This is a genomic window from Providencia sp. R33 (assembly GCF_019343475.1).
Lineage (GTDB): Bacteria > Pseudomonadota > Gammaproteobacteria > Enterobacterales > Enterobacteriaceae > Providencia.
Genome location: NZ_CP072453.1, coordinates 1,243,298 through 1,265,465 on the forward strand (window position 1 = coordinate 1,243,298; position 22,168 = coordinate 1,265,465).

21 protein-coding genes are annotated in these 22,168 nt (G+C 43.0%); 20 read left to right on the top strand and 1 reads right to left on the bottom strand.

What is annotated here, in order from left to right; all coding sequences use genetic code 11:
• Window positions 1-156 precede the first annotated feature (156 nt).
• The 16 genes from J6836_RS05770 to J6836_RS05845 all read left to right on the top strand — a co-directional run bounded on the left by J6836_RS05770 (window position 157) and on the right by J6836_RS05845 (window position 17,708).
• A complete protein-coding gene (locus J6836_RS05770; protein WP_255586334.1) occupies window positions 157-717 on the top strand; it encodes a terminase small subunit in 561 nt (186 codons plus the stop codon).
• Window positions 714-2,195: a terminase gene (locus tag J6836_RS05775; protein WP_219247607.1), complete on the top strand. Its 1,482-nt coding sequence runs from the start codon at window positions 714-716 to the stop codon at window positions 2,193-2,195. Before J6836_RS05770 ends, J6836_RS05775 begins: the two co-directional genes overlap by 4 nt.
• A gap of 186 nt (window positions 2,196-2,381) precedes the next feature.
• Window positions 2,382-2,597: a hypothetical protein gene (locus J6836_RS05780; protein ID WP_004253720.1), complete on the top strand. Its 216-nt coding sequence runs from the start codon at window positions 2,382-2,384 to the stop codon at window positions 2,595-2,597.
• A 15-nt stretch (window positions 2,598-2,612) separates the two neighbouring features.
• Window positions 2,613-4,265 (top strand): portal protein, encoded by a 1,653-nt coding sequence (locus J6836_RS05785; protein ID WP_219247609.1) that lies wholly within the window; start codon window positions 2,613-2,615, stop codon window positions 4,263-4,265.
• Window positions 4,262-4,585, top strand: a complete 324-nt coding sequence (locus tag J6836_RS05790; RefSeq protein WP_219247611.1) for a Bbp19 family protein — start codon at window positions 4,262-4,264, stop codon at window positions 4,583-4,585. Before J6836_RS05785 ends, J6836_RS05790 begins: the two co-directional genes overlap by 4 nt.
• Entirely contained in the window at window positions 4,582-5,253 is a 672-nt protein-coding gene (locus J6836_RS05795; protein WP_219247613.1) for a peptidase, read from the top strand. Before J6836_RS05790 ends, J6836_RS05795 begins: the two co-directional genes overlap by 4 nt.
• Before the next feature lie 16 nt (window positions 5,254-5,269).
• On the top strand, window positions 5,270-6,259 hold the full coding sequence (locus tag J6836_RS05800; RefSeq protein WP_219247615.1) for a major capsid protein: 990 nt from the start codon (window positions 5,270-5,272) through the stop codon (window positions 6,257-6,259).
• Window positions 6,260-6,323: 64 nt separating this feature from the next.
• A complete protein-coding gene (locus J6836_RS05805) occupies window positions 6,324-6,755 on the top strand; it encodes a Bbp16 family capsid cement protein (protein ID WP_036953433.1) in 432 nt (143 codons plus the stop codon).
• A gap of 8 nt (window positions 6,756-6,763) precedes the next feature.
• On the top strand, window positions 6,764-7,105 hold the full coding sequence (locus J6836_RS05810) for a hypothetical protein (RefSeq protein ID WP_219247616.1): 342 nt from the start codon (window positions 6,764-6,766) through the stop codon (window positions 7,103-7,105).
• Between the two features lie 51 nt (window positions 7,106-7,156).
• Window positions 7,157-7,468 carry a capsid staple protein gene (gene gp10, locus J6836_RS05815; protein WP_219247618.1) on the top strand — a complete coding sequence of 104 codons (312 nt, stop codon included), beginning with the start codon at window positions 7,157-7,159 and terminating at the stop codon, window positions 7,466-7,468.
• The gene (locus J6836_RS05820; protein ID WP_219247620.1) at window positions 7,468-8,073 is read left to right on the top strand and encodes a hypothetical protein; all 606 of its coding nucleotides are present in this window, start codon (window positions 7,468-7,470) and stop codon (window positions 8,071-8,073) included. Before gp10 ends, J6836_RS05820 begins: the two co-directional genes overlap by 1 nt.
• Window positions 8,073-10,529 carry a hypothetical protein gene (locus J6836_RS05825; RefSeq protein WP_219247622.1) on the top strand — a complete coding sequence of 819 codons (2,457 nt, stop codon included), beginning with the start codon at window positions 8,073-8,075 and terminating at the stop codon, window positions 10,527-10,529. Before J6836_RS05820 ends, J6836_RS05825 begins: the two co-directional genes overlap by 1 nt.
• Window positions 10,513-11,007, top strand: coding sequence for a hypothetical protein (locus J6836_RS05830; RefSeq protein WP_195697188.1), 495 nt, complete (start codon window positions 10,513-10,515; stop codon window positions 11,005-11,007). The genes J6836_RS05825 and J6836_RS05830 overlap by 17 nt, the downstream gene beginning before the upstream one ends.
• On the top strand, window positions 11,007-11,582 hold the full coding sequence (locus J6836_RS05835; protein WP_219247625.1) for a hypothetical protein: 576 nt from the start codon (window positions 11,007-11,009) through the stop codon (window positions 11,580-11,582). Before J6836_RS05830 ends, J6836_RS05835 begins: the two co-directional genes overlap by 1 nt.
• Before the next feature lie 10 nt (window positions 11,583-11,592).
• Entirely contained in the window at window positions 11,593-14,337 is a 2,745-nt protein-coding gene (locus tag J6836_RS05840) for a hypothetical protein (protein ID WP_219247627.1), read from the top strand.
• Between the two features lie 2 nt (window positions 14,338-14,339).
• Window positions 14,340-17,708, top strand: a complete 3,369-nt coding sequence (locus tag J6836_RS05845) for a hypothetical protein (RefSeq protein ID WP_219247629.1) — start codon at window positions 14,340-14,342, stop codon at window positions 17,706-17,708.
• 346 nt (window positions 17,709-18,054) lie between these two features.
• On the opposite strand, the gene J6836_RS05850 is transcribed toward J6836_RS05845, so the two are convergent.
• Window positions 18,055-18,306: a hypothetical protein gene (locus tag J6836_RS05850; protein WP_181487952.1), complete on the bottom strand. Its 252-nt coding sequence runs from the start codon at window positions 18,304-18,306 to the stop codon at window positions 18,055-18,057.
• Between the two features lie 147 nt (window positions 18,307-18,453).
• Here J6836_RS05850 and J6836_RS05855 point away from each other — a divergent pair, with 147 nt between their 5' ends.
• From J6836_RS05855 to J6836_RS05870, 4 genes are all read left to right on the top strand, one after another.
• Complete coding sequence (locus J6836_RS05855) at window positions 18,454-20,964, top strand: hypothetical protein (protein WP_219247631.1); 2,511 nt, start codon at window positions 18,454-18,456, stop codon at window positions 20,962-20,964.
• Window positions 20,965-21,034: 70 nt separating this feature from the next.
• A complete protein-coding gene (locus tag J6836_RS05860) occupies window positions 21,035-21,415 on the top strand; it encodes a putative holin (protein WP_036957679.1) in 381 nt (126 codons plus the stop codon).
• Complete coding sequence (locus J6836_RS05865; RefSeq protein WP_219247633.1) at window positions 21,402-21,680, top strand: phage holin family protein; 279 nt, start codon at window positions 21,402-21,404, stop codon at window positions 21,678-21,680. Before J6836_RS05860 ends, J6836_RS05865 begins: the two co-directional genes overlap by 14 nt.
• A gap of 4 nt (window positions 21,681-21,684) precedes the next feature.
• Complete coding sequence (locus J6836_RS05870; protein ID WP_255586335.1) at window positions 21,685-22,161, top strand: structural protein; 477 nt, start codon at window positions 21,685-21,687, stop codon at window positions 22,159-22,161.
• Window positions 22,162-22,168: the final 7 nt, after the last annotated feature.

The following is a 22,168-nucleotide window of genomic DNA, read 5'->3' on the forward strand; positions in this document are numbered from 1 at the left end:
GGTTGACGCGATTTTGTCAACCGATTGATATTGTTCCGTTATGGGAATTCACATAACGACAATTCCAACCTGTCGGCATGACCGACTAGTTCAAGACCCTTATAAGGTTTGAATGTTATCTTTTGGTCGGTCATAATAACCGTAGAGGTGATGATTATGACCACAAAGAAACCACGTAAGCCACCAGCCAGAAAACCTACACCACTTAACGCTCAAATGGAGCGTTTTTGTCAGGAATATATCAAAGCCCCTGATAATCAAACTGATGCAGCTTTAGCAGCAGGCTATGCCGAAGTTAGCGCCTGTAAGCGCGCATCACAACTTATGAAAGACCCTCGCGTCATTGACCGTATCGCGCAGCTTATGCAGCAGCGAAACAAGCGCAAGAAGCTAGACGCTGACAGCGTGTTAGAGAGATTGGTTAATATGCTTGATGCGGATATTGCCGACATACTCACTAATACGGGTGATATCAAGCCAATAAAAGATTGGCCTGCAGTATGGCGAAAAAGTATTAATGCATTCGAAATAGCCGTCATTGATGAAAGAGTTACTGTTAAGAAAGTGAAGCTGTTAGATAAATTGCGCGTACTTGAAATGGTCGGTAAGCACGTAGACGTTAACGCATTCCGTGAACGCTATCAGGTCGATGTAACTATTTCCCTTGCTGATAAGTTGGCAGCAGCCCGTAAGCGTGCCACTGGTGGTGAGCAATGATTGATACCATGTCGCCAGAAGAGCAACTGATTAACGATATCGGCATGTTTACTCATGACCCGTTAAGTTATGCTCTGTACGCATTTCCGTGGGGTGAGGCTGGTACCGAACTTGAAAATGCTAATGGGCCTCGTCAATGGCAAGCGGAAGCGCTGAACGAAATAGGTGAGCACCTGCGCAACCCTGAGACACGACACCAGCCGTTACAGCTTGCTAGGGCATCAGGTCACGGTATAGGTAAATCTGCTTTCATATCGATGATTATCAAATGGGGCATGGACACCTGCGAAGATTGCAAGGTGGTTGTTACTGCCAACACCGAAAATCAGCTACGCACTAAAACATGGCCAGAGATTGCGAAGTGGCAACGCCTATCTATCACCAAGGATTGGTTTACCTGCACCAAGACCGCTATCTATTCCAATGACCCTAATCACGCTAACGCATGGCGTGCTGATGCTGTGCCTTGGTCAGAGAACAACACAGAGGCATTCGCAGGGTTGCATAACCAAGGCAAGCGTATCATTCTAATTTTTGATGAGGCTTCTAACATTGCGGATCTGGTATGGGAAGTAGCTGAGGGTGCCTTGACGGATGAGAACACAGAAATTATCTGGATAGCATTTGGTAACCCGACACGTAACACAGGGCGCTTCCGTGAGTGTTTCCGTAAGTTTAAGCACCGTTGGAAAACCAAGCAGATTGATAGCCGTACGGTTGAAGGTACCAACAAAGAGCAAATCGATAAATGGATTGAAGACCGTGGCGAGGATAGTGACTTTGTTAAAGTTCGTGTTCGTGGTATTTTCCCGTCAACATCTGAAACCCAATTCATACCTACTGGCTTAACTGATGCGGCAATGAAGCGCACAGTAACACAAGCAGAGGTATCACACGCACCAATTATCATAGGCGTTGACCCTGCATACTCCGGTGATGATGATGCTGTTATTTATATGCGACAAGGGTTACACAGTAAATGCCTGTGGACGGGTAACAAAACTACTGATGATATGGTTATGGCTAAGCGCATTGCTGACTTTGAGGATCAGTACGGTGCTGATGCTGTTCATATTGACTATGGCTACGGTACAGGTATCTACTCTATAGGTACTGGATGGGGGCGTGATTGGCAGCTTGTGCAATTCGGTAGCGCGTCTACGGACCCACAAATGCTAAATAAGCGTGGTGAAATGTATAGCAGCGCTAAAATATGGTTAAAAATAGGCGGTGCGCTTGATGACCAAGAAACAGCTGATGATTTATCCGTGGCTGAATATAAGGTTAGGGTTGATGGTAAAATTGTACTTGAACCAAAAGAAGAGATTAAAAAGCGTATCGGGCGCTCTCCGGGTAAGGGTGATGCGTTTGTCTTAACATTTGCTTACCCAGTCACCAAAAAAGAACGCAATAACATTTCTATATCTAGTCAGGGCAGTCACGTTGTTAGTGATGCTGATTACGATCCTTATGCTTAACTAACAGGCAAAAAAAAGCCCTCACAGCGAGGGCAAATGTAAGCAAAGGAAAGTCACTTGATAACGGGCAAAGGAACATCTGAATAACAACCGATAACCAAAATGTATATCTTGGTTTTATATTTGTCAAATAAGATATACAATAAATCATAAAATGTATTATTGTTTATTTTATCGAGGTGTTATATGTGCGGAAATATCCTAGGTGGCACTCCCAAGATTAAAACCCCTCCACCAGTTCAGGCGGCACCACAAGAACAGGACGAGGCTGTAGTAGGTTCACGTGATGAAGAGCTGCGCCGCCGTCGTGCTGCCGCTGGTCGTAAGTCAACATTGCTAACAGGTGCGCAGGGTACAACCAATGCTGCATCAACCAGCGGTAAAACGCTACTTGGTCAGTAACCTAACGGGGGCGGTATGAGTTTAAAGCAGGATTTATTAAAACAACTCTCACAGCTTAAGAATGAGCGCCAATCATTTGAGCCGCACTGGAAAGAGCTTGCGGAGTATACGCGCCCTCGTAGTACTCGCTTTAACACATCAGAAGTTAATCGCGGTGATAGACGTAATACGAAAATCATCGACCAAGAAGCAGCTAAATCAGAGCGTACTTTATCAAGTGGCATGATGTCAGGGATAACTAGCCCTGCCCGTAAGTGGTTCCGTTTGGCTACGCCAGATCCTGACATGATGAATTATAGTCCTGTGAAAATGTGGCTTGAAGTCGTTGAGCAGCGCATGAACGAAGTGTTCAATCGTTCCAACATCTATCAGTCATTGCCTCAGACTTATTCCGATATCGGTACTTTTGCCACCAGCGCATTAGCTGTGCTGGAAGATAACGAGCGTGTTATTCGCACCGTACCTTTTCCTATCGGTAGCTATTACATTGCCAATGGGCCTGACCTGACAGTTGATACCTGTTTCCGTGAATTCAGTATGACAGTGCGCCAGTTGGTTATGGAGTTCGGACTAGACAATGTGAGTGAGCAGGTTAAAAGCCTATGGGACTCTGGAAACTATAGCCAGTGGATTACTGTTATTCATTCAGTATACCCAAATTTAAACCGTATCAGTGGAAAGCTGGACGCTAAGAACAAGCTATTTAAATCCGTTTACTTTGAAATGGGCGGTGATAGTGAACGCGTTCTACGCGAATCAGGTTTTGATGAATTCCCTATCATGGCTCCGCGCTGGGAAGTGAACGGCGAGGACGTCTACGGTTCATCATGCCCTGGTATGATTGCACTAGGTAGCGTTAAAGCATTGCAGTTATTACAGCGCCGCAAAGCACAGCAGATTGATAAAGTGACCAATCCACCTATGCAAGCACCTGCCTCAATTAAGAATCAGCGCATTTCTCTTGTGCCGGGTGGAATAACTTACTTACCAATGGCTGGCGCTGACCAGATGATTAAACCGATATTTCAAGTGCAAGCCGACATTAACGGCTTGATTGCTGATATTGGTGATACTCGTAATCAAATCAAAGAAGCTTATTTCTCTGACCTTTTCATGATGCTACAGAACATCAACACTCGCTCAATGCCAGTTGAAGCAGTCATTGAGATGAAGGAAGAAAAGCTACTCATGTTAGGGCCTGTCTTACAGCGTTTAGATTCTGAACTACTCGACAAGTTAATTAATCGTACGTTCGCAATCATGGCGCGTAAAAACCTATTACCCGTGCCACCAGAAGAAATGCAGGGTATGCAGCTTAAGGTTGAATACATTTCTGTCATGGCACAGGCGCAGAAATCAGTTGGTGTTAGCAGTATTGAGCGTTTCGTGGGCTTTGTTGGTGGTCTGGCACAGATGAAACCAGAAGCACTCGATAAGCTGAACACTGACGAAATGATTGATAACTACGCTGAGTCAATCGGTGTTTCCCCAACTATCGTTTCATCCAATGACCAAGTAGCAGCTATTCGCCAGCAGCGTGCAGAGCAACAGCAGCAGATGCAACAAATGCAAATGGCACAAGAGGCTATTTCTGGCGCTCAGGCTCTTGGGAACACACCAATGGACGATAACAGTGCCTTAGCTGCGCTTGCTGGTGGTAGTCAATGACAAAGTTTGATGATTATACGGAAGAGGAAAAGGCAGAGATTCAGGCTGATTTAGAGCTTAAAGACAAGCTTAGAAAAGAGCGTGAAGACGATGATTTAAAACAGGTTATGAGTACTGAATATGGTCGTCGTTTTATTTGGAAAACACTATCTGCCAGTGGTGTTTTCGAAGTTTCATTTACACCTGATCCCTATATCACTTCATTCAATGAAGGTAGACGTAATAAGGGATTAGAGCTGTTTAACGATGTAATGAGTGTTTGCCCTGATCTCTATTTGGTCATGGCAGAAGAAGCCAAAGAACAGGAGAACAATCAATGAATTTATTTCAACGCTTGGTGTTTCGTCGCCTTTGTAATGAGGTTTCAGTTGATGGTGGCGAGAGTGCAGCTGCGACAACCACAGAAACTACAGCGGTTAAAACTGAAACATCAACAACAGGTGATCAGACTACGACTACTGGTACAGAAACTGATAAGGCTAATGATACGTCCAGTACTAAGCAGGAAGGTGATGACAATAAGCCAGTAAGCGCCGCACCTGAAAAGTATGAGTTTACGGCTGGTAAAGACCAAGAACTTGATACAGCAGCGGTAGCAGCGTTTGAGCCTATCGCGCGTGAACTTGGTTTAAGCAACGAGCAGGCGCAAAAGATTGTTGACGTGTACGGCTCTACGATTATGCCGCAACTAGTTAAGCAGCAAGCCGATGAATGGCAGAAGCAAGTAACTGGTTGGGCTGAAACAGTCAACGCAGATAAGGAAGGGCTTGGCTCTACAGAATCGATTGGTAATGCACAAAAGGCGTTGGATCAATTCGGTTCACCTGAGCTTAAAAGTTATTTGGTAGAAACAGGTTTAGGTAATCATCCTGAGCTTGTCCGTGTTTTTTCAAAGATTGGCAAGGCTATGTCTGAGGACGGTTTTGTTAGTGGCAGCAGTGAAAACGCTCGCAGTGCTGCGGATGTTCTTTTTGGTGATAGCAAATAAGGTATAGGAGAAAATTATGCCTCAAGCTCTAACATTGGCTGACTGGGCTAAGCGTCAAGACCCAAACAGCAAGCAAGCGAAGATCGTTGAACTGCTCAATCAGTCTAACGAAATTCTTGATGATATGGTGTTTTCAGAAGGTAACTTACCTACAGGCCACCGTACAACTGTCCGCACAGGTTTACCAGAGGCCACATGGCGTATGTTGAACTACGGTGTGCCGCCAAGTAAATCAACTACCGCACAAGTTACAGACTCTATAGGCATGCTGGAAACTTACTCAGAAGTTGATAAAGAGCTTGCTGATATGAACGGTAATACAGGTGAGTTTTTATTATCAGAAGCACAGGCCTTCATTGAATCCATGAACCAGCAAATGGCTGAAACATTGTTTTATGGTGACACTACTGTGCATCCTCAGCGCTTCACTGGACTAGCCGCACGCTTCAATGATTTAGGCGCTAAGAATGGCGTAAATATTATTGATGCTGGTGGCACGGGTAGCAACTTAACCTCTATCTGGTTGGTGGTGTGGGGGCAAAATACAGTTCATGGTATTTACCCTAAAGGTTCTAAGGCTGGTCTTGAACAGCAGCACTTAGGGGAAGTAACACTAGATGACGCTGATGGTGGCAAGTACCAAGGTTACCGTACTCATTTCAAATGGAAAAATGGCTTAACTATGCGCGATTGGCGTTATGTGGTTCGTATCGCTAACGTTGACCTGTCTAAGTTAACCAAAGATCCAGAAGCAACAGGTGCTATCGACTTACCTGACTTACTGATTCAAGCGATTGAGAAAATCCCTAATCTGTCTATGGGTAAACCTGTTTTCTATTGCAATCAGCAGGTTCGTAGCTGGATGCGCCGCCAGATTAAAAACTCAAAGAACGTCAATATTTCTATGCAAGAAGTTGCAGGGAAGAAGGTTGTTTCTTTTGATGAAATCCCTGTGCGCCGTACCGATGCAATTCTCACAACTGAGGATCAGGTGGTCGCTAAGTAAGGCTGGCCTATTGTGCGGTACCTGAATGGGTACCGCTAACTTAATTTTGTTGGGAGTTCGCAACATGATTTTAGATAAAGAAACTCTATTTTCTCTCGACCAAGCAGTGACCGCATCAGCGACTGCAACCAGTATCATTGACCTAACGCCAGTTAAAGGTGATTTCCGTGATATCGGTATTGGTGAGCCGTTGCAGCTGTTTGCACAGGTTACTGAGCAAGCCACAGCGGCAGGTGAAGCCAAAGTACAAATCGTACTGGAAACATCAGCAGATAAAGCGTTTACAACGCCTGTTGCTATCTTCCAGTCATTTGCTATGCCAATTGCAGACCTGAACGCAGGTAAGCGCATTATCGGTACAGTTCCGCATGGTGTTATTAAGTATCTGCGTCTGCGTTACGTTGTAACAGATGGTCCATTAACTGCAGGTAAATTTACAGCGGGTATCGTACTTAACACTGATGCTCATCCTATCTACAACGCCGTAACTAATTAAGGTGTGACATGTCACGATATAAAGTTTTGAAAAAATCATTTATCGCTGGTCGTCTGCTTGAAGTTGGTGAAGAGGTTGAATACAGCGGTATTGCTGGCAGCAACTTAAAGTTGATTGGTGGTGATGATGCTAAACCTGATACTGGCGCTTTGGTTGATGGGGCTGGTGGTGATACTGGTGAGGTTGTAACCAATACCGCTATTAGTGGCTCAGGCGATACGGTCGATTCTAGCCTTGAAGCTTTGCGCGAACAGTACACACAGCTATTTGGCAAAGCACCTCATCACAATATGGGTGCAGATAAAATGCGCACAGCGATAGATGAAAGACGTAAAGAATTAGCGATTTAACTTTCGCGTTAAAGGGGGCGAAAGCCCCTTTTTCTTTTGGAGATACAGACAATGAAAATGGTCAACTTAAAAATTAGCACAGAAACTTTTGAGAATTCCAAAGGTGAGAGCGAAACACGTGATGAATATCCTTACGGGCTAACTCTTTATTTGGACAATGAAACGTTAGAAAAGCTAGGCGCAACCATCCCTGATGTTGGTGAATCAATTGAATTGTCTGGTATAGCCAAAATTAAATCTAAACGTACCGATGAGCGTGAAGGCAAAAAAACAACATCAGTTGATTTGCAGATAACGGATCTGGCCTTGGGTTCAGGTGATGCCAAATCGGCGGCAGATGTTTTGTTTGATGGGGGTGAGTAATGGCCTCAGAAATAGAAATCTGCAACTTGGCACTTAGCCGCATTGGTAACAGCCGATTCATTAACAGCCTTAGCGAAAAAAGCAAAGAAGCCGAGCAATGCAATCTACACTTCAATCATTGCCGTGATACTACGCTCTCTGATTTTCCGTGGAACTTCGCCAGCAAGCGCGTTGCTTTGGCTGATACAAATAACCCGCCACCAGACTGGAAGTTTGCTTACAGCTACCCAACCGACTGTTTAAAAGCAATAGCCATTATTCAATCTGGCCAGAAATACCCTCAACCACATAATGCAATTAATTTCTTGGTGGGTTCGGATGCTGACGGCACTGGGAAGCTGATTTACTGCGACCAACCACAAGCGTGGTTGCAATACACTGCGTCAGTCACTGATGTGAATATGTTTGATTCGCTATTCATTGATGCACTGGCATGGAAGCTTGCTAGCGAACTGGCACGCCCATTGGCTTCAAATTCTGGTATGGGTAATGAAGCACTACAGATTTACACCATGGCGATTGCTAACGCTGGTGCTCATTCCCTTGATGAATCATCAGAGCCTAACGACTACATGGATCCATTCACCGAAGCGAGGTTATCGTAATGGCCTATAGCATCATTCAACCGAGTTTTAGCGGTGGCGAAATTGCACCTAGCCTTTATGGGCGTATTGACCTAGCAAAATACTCTACCGCTTTACGTAAGTGTGAAAACTTTCTTGTGCGTCAATATGGCGGTATTGAAAATAGACCAGGAACTAAGTTTATTGCGGCGGCAAAATACCCTAACAAAAAATGCCGCCTGATCCCGTTCCAGTTCAGCACAGTGCAAACTTACGCCCTTGAAATGGGTGATAAGTACATGCGTGTGATTAAAGATGGTGGTCAGGTACTTTATGCAGATGGTGAGCACAAAGGCGAAATATTCGAACTGGCAACACCATACAAAGAAGCTGACTTATTTAATTTGAAATTTACACAGTCAGCAGACGTAATGACAATCGTACATGCTGATTATCCACCGATGGAACTACAGCGCTATGATCATGATGATTGGAAACTAGTTCCTGTTGAAACCCGCAATGGGCCATTCGAAGATATCAATACGGATAAAGAGCGTAAGTTATATGTTAGCGCCAGTACAGGTGATGTAACACTGACTGCAACGCATAATATCTTTGGTGCTGAATTAGTCGGTAAGCAAATTTATATTGAACAGCAAGCGATTGATGCTGTGCCAGTATGGGAAACAGACAAGACGACTAACATAAATGATCAACGCCGTGCTGGTGCGAATTACTACCGTGCTAATACTGCAGGTAAAAGTGGCACGTTAAGGCCGTCACACACAGAGGGTATGAGCTGGGATGGTTGGGGCGGTGATGCTGGGATCCAGTGGGAGTACCTTCACAGTGGTTTCGGTATCGTTAAAATAAATTCAGTCAGTACCGATGGATTAACGGCAACGGGTAAAGTTGTTTCGTGCATACCATCAAATGCTGTAGGTGAAGAAAACGCTACATATAAGTGGGCGCGTTCGGTCTGGAATGATGTAGACGGCTACCCAAGCACTGTTATGTATTATCAGCAGCGCTTATTTTTTGCTGGCTCTCGTGCTTATCCCCAAACGATTTGGGCTAGTCGTAGTGGGGACTATAAAGACTTTGGCAAGAATAACCCAATTCAAGATGATGACCGTATCATTTACACCTATGCAGGACGACAAGTTAATGAAATTCGTCACTTAATTGATGTGGGTTCGCTGGTGGCCTTAACGTCTGGCGGTGAGTATCAAATTACTGGGGATCAGAACAAAGTATTAACGCCTAGTAGCTTCTCTTTTTCTTCACAAGGTGCCAATGGCTGTAGTGATGTTCCACCAATTGCCGTTGCCAATATTGCTTTGTACATCCAAGAAAAAGGTAGCGCAGTGCGTGACCTAGCGTATTCATTCGATGTTGACGGGTACCAAGGTACCGATTTAACCATCATGGCTAATCACCTATTTCAACGCCACCAGATTATTGATTGGGCGTTTTCTATCGTTCCTTACTCAATCGCTTGGTGTATTCGCGATGATGGTAAATTGCTTTCATTGACGTACCTCAGAGAGCAGCAAGTATTTGCTTGGGCACCACAAGAGACTGACGGGCAATTTGAATCAACCTGCAGCGTCAGTGAAGGTAATGAGGATGCGGTTTACTTCATTGTGTGCCGTAAAGTTGGTGGCGGTACTGTGCGTTACATAGAGCGCTTAAGCAGTCGTCTATTTACTAAGACCGAGGACGCTTTCTTTGTTGATTCTGGTCTAAGTTATGACGGCAGAAATAAAGATGAATCCAGCACTGTACACCTAACCACAGTCGATAATTGGACGTATGAAGGGGATATTACCTTAACCGCCAGCAATGCCATTTATAAAGATAGTGATATCGGTAACGCTATTCACTTGCCTTACTTTGAAGACGATGAAAACAAAACGTTACGTTGTGAAATTACCGAGTTTATTAATACTCATGCGGTGCGGGTAACGCCTAATCGTGATGTGCCTGAATTACTACAGGATAAGCCATTAAGCGAATGGGGCTTTGCGCGTTTCCGTTTTGAAGGGCTACAGCATATCGAAGGTAAAATCACCAGCATTCTAGCCGATGCAAATGTATTGCCTCAGCAAAATGTTTCTGGTGGTGCCGTGTCATTAGAAGAGCCTGCCGTAGTGGTTCATATCGGCCTACCGTACGTTAGCGACATGGAAACCTTAGATATTCATATCAACGGGCAAGAAACGCTACTCGACAAAAAGAAACTGGTTAAGGTGGCAAGCCTTATTGTTAATTCAAGTCGTGGTATATGGGCCGGTACCGAAAAAGACCGGTTATATGAATATGCTCAGCGTGAATTCGAGTTTTACGATAATCCGGTTAATGATGCTACTGGCGTGGTAGAAATTAATCTTGATGCAGAGTGGAGCAAAAACGGCCGTGTGTATGTCAGGCAATCTGATCCGTTACCTTTATCAATCCTTGCTGCAATACCGCGCTTAGATGTGGGGGGCTTCTAATATGGCAAAGAGTATTGTTCAAATCGTACCAGCAACATTAGAGCATGCGCAAGCATTGGTACCGCATGTTAGGCAAGCTGATATTGATGAATTCTATGCATTGAACCTATCAACGCCTGAGGAGGTTTTAGCCTCAGGCATTAACCTATCTACAAAATCATGGGCCGCTATATTCAATGGTGAGGTAGCGGCTATCTTCGGTGTGTCGCCAGCGTCCATCATCGGCGGCGTTGGCATTCCTTGGTTAGTTGGCTCAGATATTTTAGAGAAGCACCAGAAAGCCTTTCTACGCCGCTGTAAGCCATTCGTTGGCCTAATGCTACAAATCTATCCTGAACTGCTTAATTACGTTGATGAGCGCAATTACATTGCAAAGGCGTGGCTGCATTGGCTAGGGTTCAAACTAGAAGATGCGCAGCCCATTGGTGCGCTTAATTATCCGTTTCATAAATTCACGATGAATGCGAGGGCGAAATAATGTGTAGTCCAGCCATTTTAGCAGGGGGTATTCTAGCCTCGGCAGGTATGCAGGCATATAGCCAATATCAATCAGGCAAGTTTAACGCTGATGTAGCCAACCAAAATGCACGACAGAATGAGCAGGCGGCGAATGATTCAATCAATCGTGGCAATGCAGAAGCGGAGAAACAGCGTTCACGCACACGGCAATTAGCAGGATCACAAGCGGCGGCAATGTCAGCGAGTGGACTTGATTTAAGTTCGTCTGGTGCCCTTGATATGTTCGGCGATACTGCGGCAATGGGTGAGTTAGACGCTTTAACACTGGTTAATAATGCGAGTCGTGAAGCGTACGGCCTACGTATGCAAGCAGCTAATGACAGACTGCAGGGAAAAATGGCACGCCGTGAGGGTAATTTTGGCGCTGCTACAACATTATTAACAGCACCAATTAAAGCCTACGGTGCGTATCAATTGGCTGGTGGTGCGTGGGATCCGTTCTCTGGTACATCTGGCGCGGCAGCTGGTGGCAGTACAAGCAACAACATGTTTGATATTGCCAAGAAAAGCGGTACCAATCGTTTTGTATTTTAAGGGGTGATATATGCCAACAGTACCAACGTACAAAGAACAGCAGGTTAGTTCATCACCTCTGCCAAATAATGGCTTTAGTGTCCAATCTAGCCCTGAGCATTTCGGATCGGGTTTTGGTCAAGTTACTGAGCAATATGCTGGTGTATTCGCAGAAGCGAAGCAACGGGCTAATGTAGCGCTGGCACAAGATGCATCACTGCAACTTAGACAGAAAGCCAATGAATTGATGAACGATCCGCGCAATGGATTACTTGCAATGCAGGGTAAGAATGCTATTGGTAAAGGTTATGAGTTTGAGCAGGCATTTGATAATGCCGCTGGTGAAATAGCAGGAACGTTGCAGGATGATGCAATCAAAAGTATGTTCGCACAGCAAGCAAAAGAAATGCGGTTGCAGTTTAGCTCGCAGGCTAATAAGCATGAAATGGGGCAAATTAAAGCTTACGAACAAGACCAATTCCAAGCAACGTTATCTGTTAATGCGGAGTCAGCCGCTAGTTTGTATGGAGATAACAATGCTTACCTATCAGCAAACAAACAAGTATTCCAACAAATAGAAGAATTTGGGTTTTCACACGGCTGGAGTGATGAGCAGATATTAGCCAAGAAACAGGAGTTTAAAACAGCCACAGCAAAGAGAGCTATTGAAAATCAGATAGGCTCTGACTACATGCAGTTTATGCAGCAGAATGGAGAGCCTTCAGATAACGGTGGTATCAGTCGTTATTATGATAAATCTACCTCATCTTCTAGTAGTGGATCTGCGCGTGGAGTTCGTAATAACAATCCGGGCAACATTAGAATGTCAAAGGATGTTTGGGTAGGACAAACGGGTAATGATGGTTCGTTTGTGACATTCGCTACACCTGCACATGGCATTAGAGCTACAGGAAAAAACCTATTATCGTATGCGAGGCAGGGGTATGTAACACCTGAGCAGATCATTACTCGATGGGCACCACCTGAGGATGATAACGACACTGAAGGTTATATTAAATTCGTATCTGATTATCTCAATGTTCCTCGTGATACTGTTCTTGACCTAACTGACTTAGATACATTAACGCGTCTATCAATGGCGATAATGATTCAAGAGAATGGACAAGGTGAAGTTAGCAAACTATCTAATGATGATATTTCCAGTGGGATTCAATCAGCGCTTGGATTGGTAAGTTTACCTAGCTCACCGAATGCACCTAAACGCTTAACTGGTTCAGTGGCTTTCGATGCGCTCGATGAGTCAGACCAAGCAAAATACTTGAAGCAAGCTGAGCAAATGGACAAGCAACGCCAGCAGCAATTACAAACTGAGCTTGGTACGACTATTTCTGATTCCTATGCGGCATGGGAAAACGGTCTTGATGCACCTAATGCGCCATCTGAAAAAACTATTATTTCTGCTTTTGGTTATGACAAAGGCACTGCAATGATAGCGGATATGCAAGAAGCGAAGCGCTATGCTGGATTGATATCAGCAGCTAAAGATATGACGCCACAGGCTCAGCGCTCATTATTAAATAGCATTATGCCGGACCCATCTGAAAGTAATTATGCAAGTAAAATGCAGCGCTGGGAAAAATTCGGTAAGTTTGTTGATAGCAATATCAAGGCCCAAGAAAAGGTATTTTCAGCCAATCGCCTGCAGTTATCTATACAGAATAACTTCCCGTTAGATCCTAACGATAAAAGCAATCAGGATGCAGCAGACAATTATTTTACTAACAATATCGAATCATCATTCAATATTCGTGATGAGAATAGTTTAAATGCTGTAGCTGAAATATCCAGTCGTACTGGAATTATTCCTTCGCAAATTAAATCAAAACTGGTGACTGGTTCAACATCTAAAAACCCTGAGTTAGTCATTCCAATGGCTAAAATGTATGGTCAAATATTTGATAATAATCCGTCTGCGATTAATGGCTTATCTACTGATGCCATGGCTTACTATGGAAAAATCTATGATTTAACTCGCTCAGGTATGGATAGCGAAAAGGCCATAGACATTGCATACAACCTAACATATGAACAGAACGATAGAACTAAGGCGATTATTGCTGAACAGATGCGTGATAAGAAATACAGCAAAGAAAGAGAGAAAGCAGCACAAGGTAATATAAATAGTTTCTTTGCGTTAGGTGGTTTCTCATCGCCAAATGTTACCAAGCCAAGTGTTAGCAACCGTGAATATATGCGAGATTACCAAACGCTTTATGATGCAAACTTCGCTAGTACGGGTGGGGATCCTGATTTAGCTAAAAAAATGACGAATGCTCAGGTTAAAAAAACATGGGGTGTTACTTCAATCAACGGTAAAGATGAAGTTATGCGTTATGCGCCTGAGGCTGTTTACGGTACCAATGAGAGTGGCGCAGGTAACTGGATCATAGGCCAATGGCGTGAAGAGCAAAAACAGCTTAAATCTAAAGTGTTCGGCGGCATGCCTGATGATGCAGAATTTGTTTTAGTTCCTGATGCGGTGACTGCTCGTGATTACAGTTATGCAATTATGCTGAAGCAAACTGGTAGCGATAAAATCCCTGTATTTACGCCTTTCCTTGGTGATAACGGTATGCCGTCACGCTTTAAACCTGAGCAATCATCATCACCAATGTACCGCGAAGTTATGGATAAGCGGCAGAAAACATATCAAGAGGCTAAGAAAGAGCGTGAGATATTAGAAGGTAACGCCAAACCTGAACCGATTGATTATGGTTTCAGTAACACACTTAACACCATGTTTGGGAGAGAATAATCATGCCTATTAATGAAATGAATCCAAGTGATGTAATGGGCGCTGATATAGGCTCAATTAAACAGCCTGATCCTCAATATGGTGAATCAAGTGATGTAGGCATTCTTGATGCAGCTAACCCTTTTAGTGATAAAAACGAGGTCTCCAAACTGCGTGATGCTGCGTTTCGCATTGATAACTCGGTGGGTAGTTTAATAGCCACCATGCCTTTTAATCAGTTCGAAGAGCAAGACGGTTACAACCCATTTGATGATGAACGTACGTTATCTGGCTATGAAGATTTTGCCGATGCATTTATTCACTCTAAATCACCAGAGGAAACATCAGTAATAAAACAGCGTATTAATAGGCAAATGCAAGATAGACAAATGCTGCAAGACGCTGGCGGCGCTGGATTAATATCAAGTATAGCAATGGGAGTAATTGATCCTATCAACGTTGCTGCAATGATGATACCTGCAGGTACCATTGTTCGTGGCGGCGATGTATTGGCTACAGCAAGCAAATTTGCCGTATCTAATGCACTTGGTGGCGTTGCTTCTGAATTAGCTTTATCTGCTACACAAGAAACGAGAACACTTGAAGAAAGCGCGTTGAACGTAACGTTTGACGCTATGTTAGGCGGTTTGCTTGGCTCGGCGGCTCAGTTGGTAAAAAACAGAGGTCAGATAGTCAGTAAGCTGAAAAACGATGTGTTAGGTGAGCAGCAGACGATACAACAAAATACTCCTGATAATACTAGTATAGGTGCAATGGAAGTTCCTGATACCACATTAGAACAGGAAACATTGAAAGGTCCATCATTTATTAATAGAACAATGAATGTTAGCCCTGTTGGTCGCGTGGCTCAATCACCATCAAAAACAGCACGACAAATTAACCAGCAACTTGCAGAGAATAATTTTACATTTGCAAAAAATGAAGAGGGTATAGCATCGTTTACAGCGGTAGAAACTAAGGTTAGAGGCTACGAAACGCTTGTTTATAAGCAAGTTGAATCAACCAAAGACTTTTATAAAACCTATCGCAAAAAAGCCAAAGAGCGCGACGGTAGTCGATTAAGCCTATATGAATTTAGTGAGCAAGTTGGTGATGCTATGCGTAATGGTGATCGCCATGCAATACCAGAAGTTGCTGAAGCGGCAAGAGCTGTGCGACCTATTGTTGAGAAAACTAAGGATCGCATGGTTGAGCTTGGCATTTTGCGTGAAGGTGTAACTGTATCAACTGCAGAAAGCTATTTCCCTCGTATTTATAAGTTCGACAAAATATTGAATGATAGGGCTGAATTTCGCACCATTATTGCTGACTGGCTGCAGGAAATTAATCAGCGCACAGTATATAAAGCTGAATCTAGTCTAGCCAAAGCAGATGCTGGTATAGAGCAGGCTAGAACGTCCGCGCCACAAGCAGAAAAGTTAAACGCTGAAATAAAAGAGGCTGAACGCTGGTCAGGTAAAAAACAGCTTTTAATGGATGAGATAGAAAAGAATCGCAAATTAGTTGCAGAAAAAGAAACTGTTTCAGCCGAAATTGAAAAGCGTAAAACTAAAAAACCAACTAAAAAGCTGGAACAATTAGAGCGTAAACTAGTTCGCATTGAAGAAGCTGAAAACAAACTGGCTTCTTATCAGCGCTCTTTAGACATTCTAGACAAGCCGCGCCAGTTCAGAAACGAGTACCGCCAATTAACACGCAAAGCTAACTCGCTGACTCGCTATGATAATCGCCGCCATGCAGCATTGCGTAGAATGGAACCATTAGCACGTGAAGAGGTTGAAGCTGCAGCAGATGATATCATTAATAAAATTATAGGCGCACCATCTGGCATTGTGCCCAGTGAGCTTATCCCTGATGGTTTAACAAAGCGTGCAGGTTTCACCAAGTCACGTACGCTTAATATCCCTGATGAACGCATTAAAGACTTTTTAGAGTCAGATGTTAATTATGTAATGGAAAACTATGTCAGACAGGTTGCACCAGAAATAGAGCTTACCGCGCAGTTCGGGCGTGTGGATATGGACGCACAAATCAAGGCCATTACCAATGATTACAATACGTTAATTTCCGAAGCTAAAACAGCCAAAGAGCGTGGCAAGTTAGAAGCTAGAAGGGATGCTGATTTACGAGATATTCGCGCTATGCGTGACAGGTTATTAGGCACGTATGGCGCACCTAAGGATCCATCAAGTTTCTTTGTCAGAGCTGGTCGCATTGCTCGTCACGTTAACTTTTTACGTTTGCTTGGTGGTATGACAATTTCATCATTACCAGATATGGCCAGACCGATCATGCAGCATGGTTTGCGTAGCGCATTAAAGCCATTGGGTAAAATGTTAACCGACATTAGCGCAATGAAGATTGCCAAAGCTGATTTGCGTGAAATGGGTATAGGCCTTGAATATGCATTGTCTAGCCGTTCTAAAGTTATTGCTGACCTTAATGATCCCTACGCTCGACGCACTTTTCTTGAACGTGGTTTAGAATGGTCCTCACAAAAGTTTGGTAATTTCACACTGATGAATCAATATACAGACACACTGAAGATGTGGACTGGTGTTGTAACACAATCAAAAATACTTAGAGCTGCGCAAGAGGTGGCGGCTGGTAATGCATTAAGCAGTAAAGAAATTAAAAAGCTGGCCCACCTCGGCGTTGATAAAAACATGTTAGAGCGTATCGCTCAGCAATACTCAAAGCACGGTGAAGATTTAGACGGTATGTTAACTGGTCATAGCCACCTTTGGGATGATCGTGTAGTACGTGAAACTTTCCAAGCGGCGGTATTGAAAGACGTTAGAACGACTGTAATCACCCCTGGTATTGGTGACACGCCATTAATGATGAGTAGCGAATTAGGTAAGATTGTGATGCAGTTTAAAACTTTCTTTTTTGGTACTCACAATAGGGCGTTAGTCTCTGGCATTCAGTCTGGTGATGCTTCATTCTATTATGGAGCATTGTTACAAATTTCATTGGGCTCATTGGTCTATGTATTAAAATCAATGATGGCGGGGCGTGAAATTAATGCTGAACCTGCTAACCTTGTGAAAGAGGGTTTAGACTGGTCTGGCATGATGGGTTGGCTAGGTGAGCCAAATAACCTATTGGAAAACCTCAGTGGTGGCTCGTACGGGATGAGTGCCATGTTTGGTGGGCCACCAGCATCGCGTTATCAAAGTCGTAACGGTATCGGGGCGTTATTAGGCCCTACATTTGACCTTGGCGGTGACATTCAAAATATTACTGCAGGTGTTATGAATGGTGAGTTTGATGATAGAGAAGTCAGATCGGTAAGAAAGCTGTTACCATTTCAGAACCTTTTCTACCTGTCACCGTTGCTTAATCAAGTAGAAGAGCAGCTAAAATAATCAAGGAGTCTAAAATGGTGGTAATTAGGGTGTTGGCGATTATAGGGAATGCATTAATGTTATTATCTATAATTTATATGTCACTAACTGTAGATATGTATCCTGAGCGGTTTTTTATATACTTGTTAATTTCTTTGTCGCCTATTCTATCAATTATATATCTGTACCAAACTAGATTTTATACGGCGTCTGAATCGTATGAATTAAAAATAAGGGAAAAGAAAAGCGGGCTTATTGGACTTTGGCTACACAGGAAGAAGCTAGAAGAACAGGCAAAAATAGAAAAACTGAAACCATAGAAACAAAAAAGCACCTCCGATAGGTGCTTTAATTTACTCTTAAACGATTATTTGTTTAACTCATTGGCGATATATTCAATATGCGTTTTGATGTTTTCTTTAACTTTTAAGCTCAGATTTATGTAATTCATCATTGCTGTAATTTCAATGAGTGCCGCGCTCACGTCACATCCTTTACTGTCCAGTGTTCTTAGTAGTTCTTCTACGTTCGACTTGCTCATCAACTCCTTTATTCCAGTTTCTGTATTAACTTTTTCTGCGTAATTTTCTGGTGCTGGGAAATTAATTACATCTTTCATATTAATCACCTATCTTATGTGTGAGTCTTTTACAGTAACCGAAAAAACACCAAGGATGTTTATCTTTTTACATTTAAAAGTAAACAATATTCCGTTAATGAATTTTAATGGCTATCATACACCAACGTAACCGAGTGGAGAATAGCCATGACTGTTTCAACTGAAATCAGCAGTAATGAATATACAGGAAACGGTGTAACAACCGATTTTGATTATAAATTCAGGATTTTTAAAACAAACCAATTGAGTGTTATCACTTCAGATGCTGACGGGGATAACGTTGTAACCTTGCGATTAGGCACTGACTACACCGTAACAGGCGCTAATAAGTCGGCTGGTGGAAAGGTAGTCTTAACTAAGCCGCTTGCCAACGGGCACAAAATTAGCATTGCCCGTGACATTCCTATCACACAAGAAACCTCATTCCGTAATCAAAGTAAGTTCTTTGCAGAAACGCACGAGGATGCATTTGATTACCTGACAATGATTATTCAGCGCATTTGGGGAAGCCTTGGATCGCTATACCTAAAGCGCCCAAATATTTTGGCTAACTGGTTCGACGCTAAAGGCTACCGCATTGCTAACCTTGGCAAACCTAAGCGTGATAGTGATGCGGTTGATTTAGGTACACTGAAGGATGAAATAAGCAGTGTTAATAGTACGATATTAAAGCGTGAAAAACGTTTACTGCGCGTTGATGATATGGATATTGCTGCGCTGCCAAAAGCCAGTGATCGCGCAGGTAATGTACTTACGTTTGATAAAGATGGTCAGCCCATTGTTGTTGCCCCAGCTAGTGGTAGTGCGGTAGATGTATTAAACCAGCTAAATAATGGAGACGGATCACTAATAGGCGTTGGAACGGGATCATTAAGTGACGCCCTATACTTTATAAACCCACGTCAATTTTTACATGCATCTCCCGACCACTCTACCGCTTTCATTAACGCAATAGAGCAATTAAGGGTCAGAAAAGGCCTCCTTGTCATTGACCGTGATTATCACTTTACTAAAACAGTCGAATTTCCTGAGAACGCTGACATTGTAGTCAGAGGATATGGAAAGCCGGTCATAACTGGAGACAGAGGAATATTGCTATTCGGTCAGCATATTGGCCTTAAGTCCTTAGATATTTCAGGCATTGTTTTTGACGGTCAATTCGATAGAACAGGGTTAACCTATCCGTATTATCCCAATGAAGCTGCCACAATGGGCGCCAAATGGGCGTTTGTGAGCAACTTCACGTCAAATGCAAAAATCAAATTTCACGATAATGAGCTGCGAAATTTTTATGAGCTACCGTTCGCGACTCTCAATAATACGAATGAGGTTATTTTTGATAATAATATTCTCTGGAAAACAAAAGACCCCGGCTTTGTCAATTGTGAAAAAATAATCTGTACGGATAATAAATCTTATTATGGACACGACAATGGGCTCTCAATCTCAAGAGGTAACAGAAACGTGCTTGCCTACGGCAATTACTTGTTTAGCCCAGCATTCCTAGGTATAGCTTGTTACGGTTATCCTGTAAATGGTTTTGAGGAACGTGGTCCAGATAGATTTAATGTGTTCAGTAACACAGTGTTATTCTCCGGACAAGCAGGGTTATCAAATGTTAGAGGGTCAACGAACGGCTCTGTGCATGATAATCAATTCTATTATTCTGGAATTTATCTTGATGTTGATGCATTTGAAGAAGTTATAAGTATAGGTAATGCATCGGTGACGTTTAACGTTTCAAGCACATCACGATTAAGCGTGGGCGCTAAACTCGCATTCTTACACAAAAGCGGTATGTATTTTCACTTTGCATCAATTGTCAGCATTAGTGGAAATACAGTCACTATAGATACGCCAGCAGATAGGGATTACAACGAATGTAAATGCGTTCTTGTACAGTATAACGGTAGTGCGCAGGGTTATATTGCAAGCGGAACGCAAGCTAAAGAATACGCGGAAGGTCTTACGATTAATCACAACTTGTTTTATGGGTTTGCGAAAGTTGGGGCTATGCTAGGGACTAATACAGGGGCTATGCGAGATAGCTCATTTACGGATAATATCATCAAGAAAGATAAGCCGATATTTGATGGCGCTGTAGTTGGTATTATCCTTAATGATGCTGGGGATGTTAACTATAGAACATCGAATGTTGATGTTAAGCGTAACAAAATATATTTAACAGGAAATTTAAATTGCGCTGGGATACGTTATGAACCTATCGATGACTCAGATTCATCATACTGTGATATTTCAGATAATGAAATATTTGGAGTTCCTAATAAGGATAGGTTTGTACAGGTTCCCCTTCGCTTTAGACCTAGCATTAGACAAAAAGGTGTTCTAAGCCTCACATCATCAAAAAACAACGCCGTGGGTGTTGGTGATTACACTTTTAGCGCTGGGGTGATGTCTGTCTCTGGTACGTATGTTCGAGTTAATAGCACAGCGGCAATCACTGTTTCAGAGTTTAGCCATGAGTTACCGCATACTCTGCATCCAGAGTTCATTATCGAAAACTCGGGAGGGCAAGATATAACGATATCCCACCACGTCAGCAAGATAAGAACAAACACGGGCGGTGCGCTTGTATTAAAACCATATCGCACAGCTAGATTTATTCTTGCAGCAGAGGGGGTGTATCAGCAAATATAATCTTAATTGGTTTTCTGTTTATCTTTTTATGCTGTAGTATTATGGTTATTTCTCAACCATGGTGCTACACATGAATGAAAATGCCACAACGGTTACAGGCCTAAGCCTTGCATCCTTTCTAGGTTACTTTTCAGGATTGCCCCCTGAAGTCGTTATGGGGGCTATTCTTGGCGCTATTTACTTCACTACAGCAGCAACAGAATTCTCTTTCGCTATTCGTTCAGTATTCGCAATTCTCAGCCTTGGTGCTGGCCTATTATTCTTTAGCCCTTTTGCTACTATCTTCGTTTCAATGACCGGGTTAATAGGCGTTAAACCAGATGCCTATAACATTGATAGCCTTGACGCACTTGGAGCATTCGTCGCCTCGCTTCTCTCTGTGAAACTAAGTATCAAACTGTACAAGAAAGCTGATATTCCGAAAGGAGGTAACGGCCATGACGTACGATAAATTCATGCTTATCACCAATGCCTTTGTTTGTTTAGTTATGTTCTTACGCGGCCTTTATTTTGTGAGAAATGGCAAAGGGTATAGCAAGCTTGGTGGTTGGCTGGCTTATGCATTTCTAGGGTACTCAATATCGGTACCAGTCTACTCCTATCTCGATCCTAGCTATCAAGCAGGTTTACAGAACTTAATTCCCAATATTTTCCTTTGTGCTGCGCTGTTTGCTAAGCGCGGCAATGTCATGCAGTTAATTAAAAAAGTGGGGTGACCTAGTGGATAAACAACAAATCTTTAAAGATGGTTATGTGAATTCTGGTGCTCGTGGGATTCGAAATAATAATCCGGGTAACATTGACTATAATCCGAAAAATAAATGGCAGGGAGAATTGCCATTTGATTCAAAAATTGAACCTCGTCATTGCCGTTTTGTTAGTCATGAATATGGAATACGAGCATTAATGAAACTATTGCAGACGTACTCTAAACATAAAGGTAAACCGGGTATTGGTTGTGGAAAAATTGACACTGTTGAGGAAATTATAGAACGGTGGGCGCCAGCGAAAGACCGAAACAACACGGAGGGCTACATTAAGCGCGTCTGTAAAGAAACAGGATTTGACCGCCATGATTGCCTAGATGTATTCAATAAAGAAATATCAATTAAATTGGCTAAAGCTATTGTTCATGTTGAAAATGGTCAGCAGCCGTACGTTGATGATGTGTTTGAACGTGCGTTTGCACTGATCTAGGTGATGC

Coding starts and splice junctions, on each gene's coding strand:
- J6836_RS05770 (WP_255586334.1), top strand. CDS start 157: ATGACCACAAAGAAACCACGTAAGCCACCAGCCAGAAAACCTACACCA.
- J6836_RS05855 (WP_219247631.1), top strand. CDS start 18,454: ATGACTGTTTCAACTGAAATCAGCAGTAATGAATATACAGGAAACGGT.
- J6836_RS05830 (WP_195697188.1), top strand. CDS start 10,513: ATGTGGGGGGCTTCTAATATGGCAAAGAGTATTGTTCAAATCGTACCA.
- J6836_RS05780 (WP_004253720.1), top strand. CDS start 2,382: ATGTGCGGAAATATCCTAGGTGGCACTCCCAAGATTAAAACCCCTCCA.
- J6836_RS05790 (WP_219247611.1), top strand. CDS start 4,262: ATGACAAAGTTTGATGATTATACGGAAGAGGAAAAGGCAGAGATTCAG.
- J6836_RS05850 (WP_181487952.1), bottom strand. CDS start 18,306: ATGAAAGATGTAATTAATTTCCCAGCACCAGAAAATTACGCAGAAAAA.
- J6836_RS05820 (WP_219247620.1), top strand. CDS start 7,468: ATGGCCTCAGAAATAGAAATCTGCAACTTGGCACTTAGCCGCATTGGT.
- J6836_RS05775 (WP_219247607.1), top strand. CDS start 714: ATGATTGATACCATGTCGCCAGAAGAGCAACTGATTAACGATATCGGC.
- J6836_RS05865 (WP_219247633.1), top strand. CDS start 21,402: ATGACGTACGATAAATTCATGCTTATCACCAATGCCTTTGTTTGTTTA.
- J6836_RS05795 (WP_219247613.1), top strand. CDS start 4,582: ATGAATTTATTTCAACGCTTGGTGTTTCGTCGCCTTTGTAATGAGGTT.
- J6836_RS05825 (WP_219247622.1), top strand. CDS start 8,073: ATGGCCTATAGCATCATTCAACCGAGTTTTAGCGGTGGCGAAATTGCA.
- J6836_RS05840 (WP_219247627.1), top strand. CDS start 11,593: ATGCCAACAGTACCAACGTACAAAGAACAGCAGGTTAGTTCATCACCT.
- J6836_RS05845 (WP_219247629.1), top strand. CDS start 14,340: ATGCCTATTAATGAAATGAATCCAAGTGATGTAATGGGCGCTGATATA.
- J6836_RS05785 (WP_219247609.1), top strand. CDS start 2,613: ATGAGTTTAAAGCAGGATTTATTAAAACAACTCTCACAGCTTAAGAAT.
- J6836_RS05860 (WP_036957679.1), top strand. CDS start 21,035: ATGAATGAAAATGCCACAACGGTTACAGGCCTAAGCCTTGCATCCTTT.
- gp10 (WP_219247618.1), top strand. CDS start 7,157: ATGAAAATGGTCAACTTAAAAATTAGCACAGAAACTTTTGAGAATTCC.
- J6836_RS05810 (WP_219247616.1), top strand. CDS start 6,764: ATGTCACGATATAAAGTTTTGAAAAAATCATTTATCGCTGGTCGTCTG.
- J6836_RS05835 (WP_219247625.1), top strand. CDS start 11,007: ATGTGTAGTCCAGCCATTTTAGCAGGGGGTATTCTAGCCTCGGCAGGT.
- J6836_RS05805 (WP_036953433.1), top strand. CDS start 6,324: ATGATTTTAGATAAAGAAACTCTATTTTCTCTCGACCAAGCAGTGACC.
- J6836_RS05800 (WP_219247615.1), top strand. CDS start 5,270: ATGCCTCAAGCTCTAACATTGGCTGACTGGGCTAAGCGTCAAGACCCA.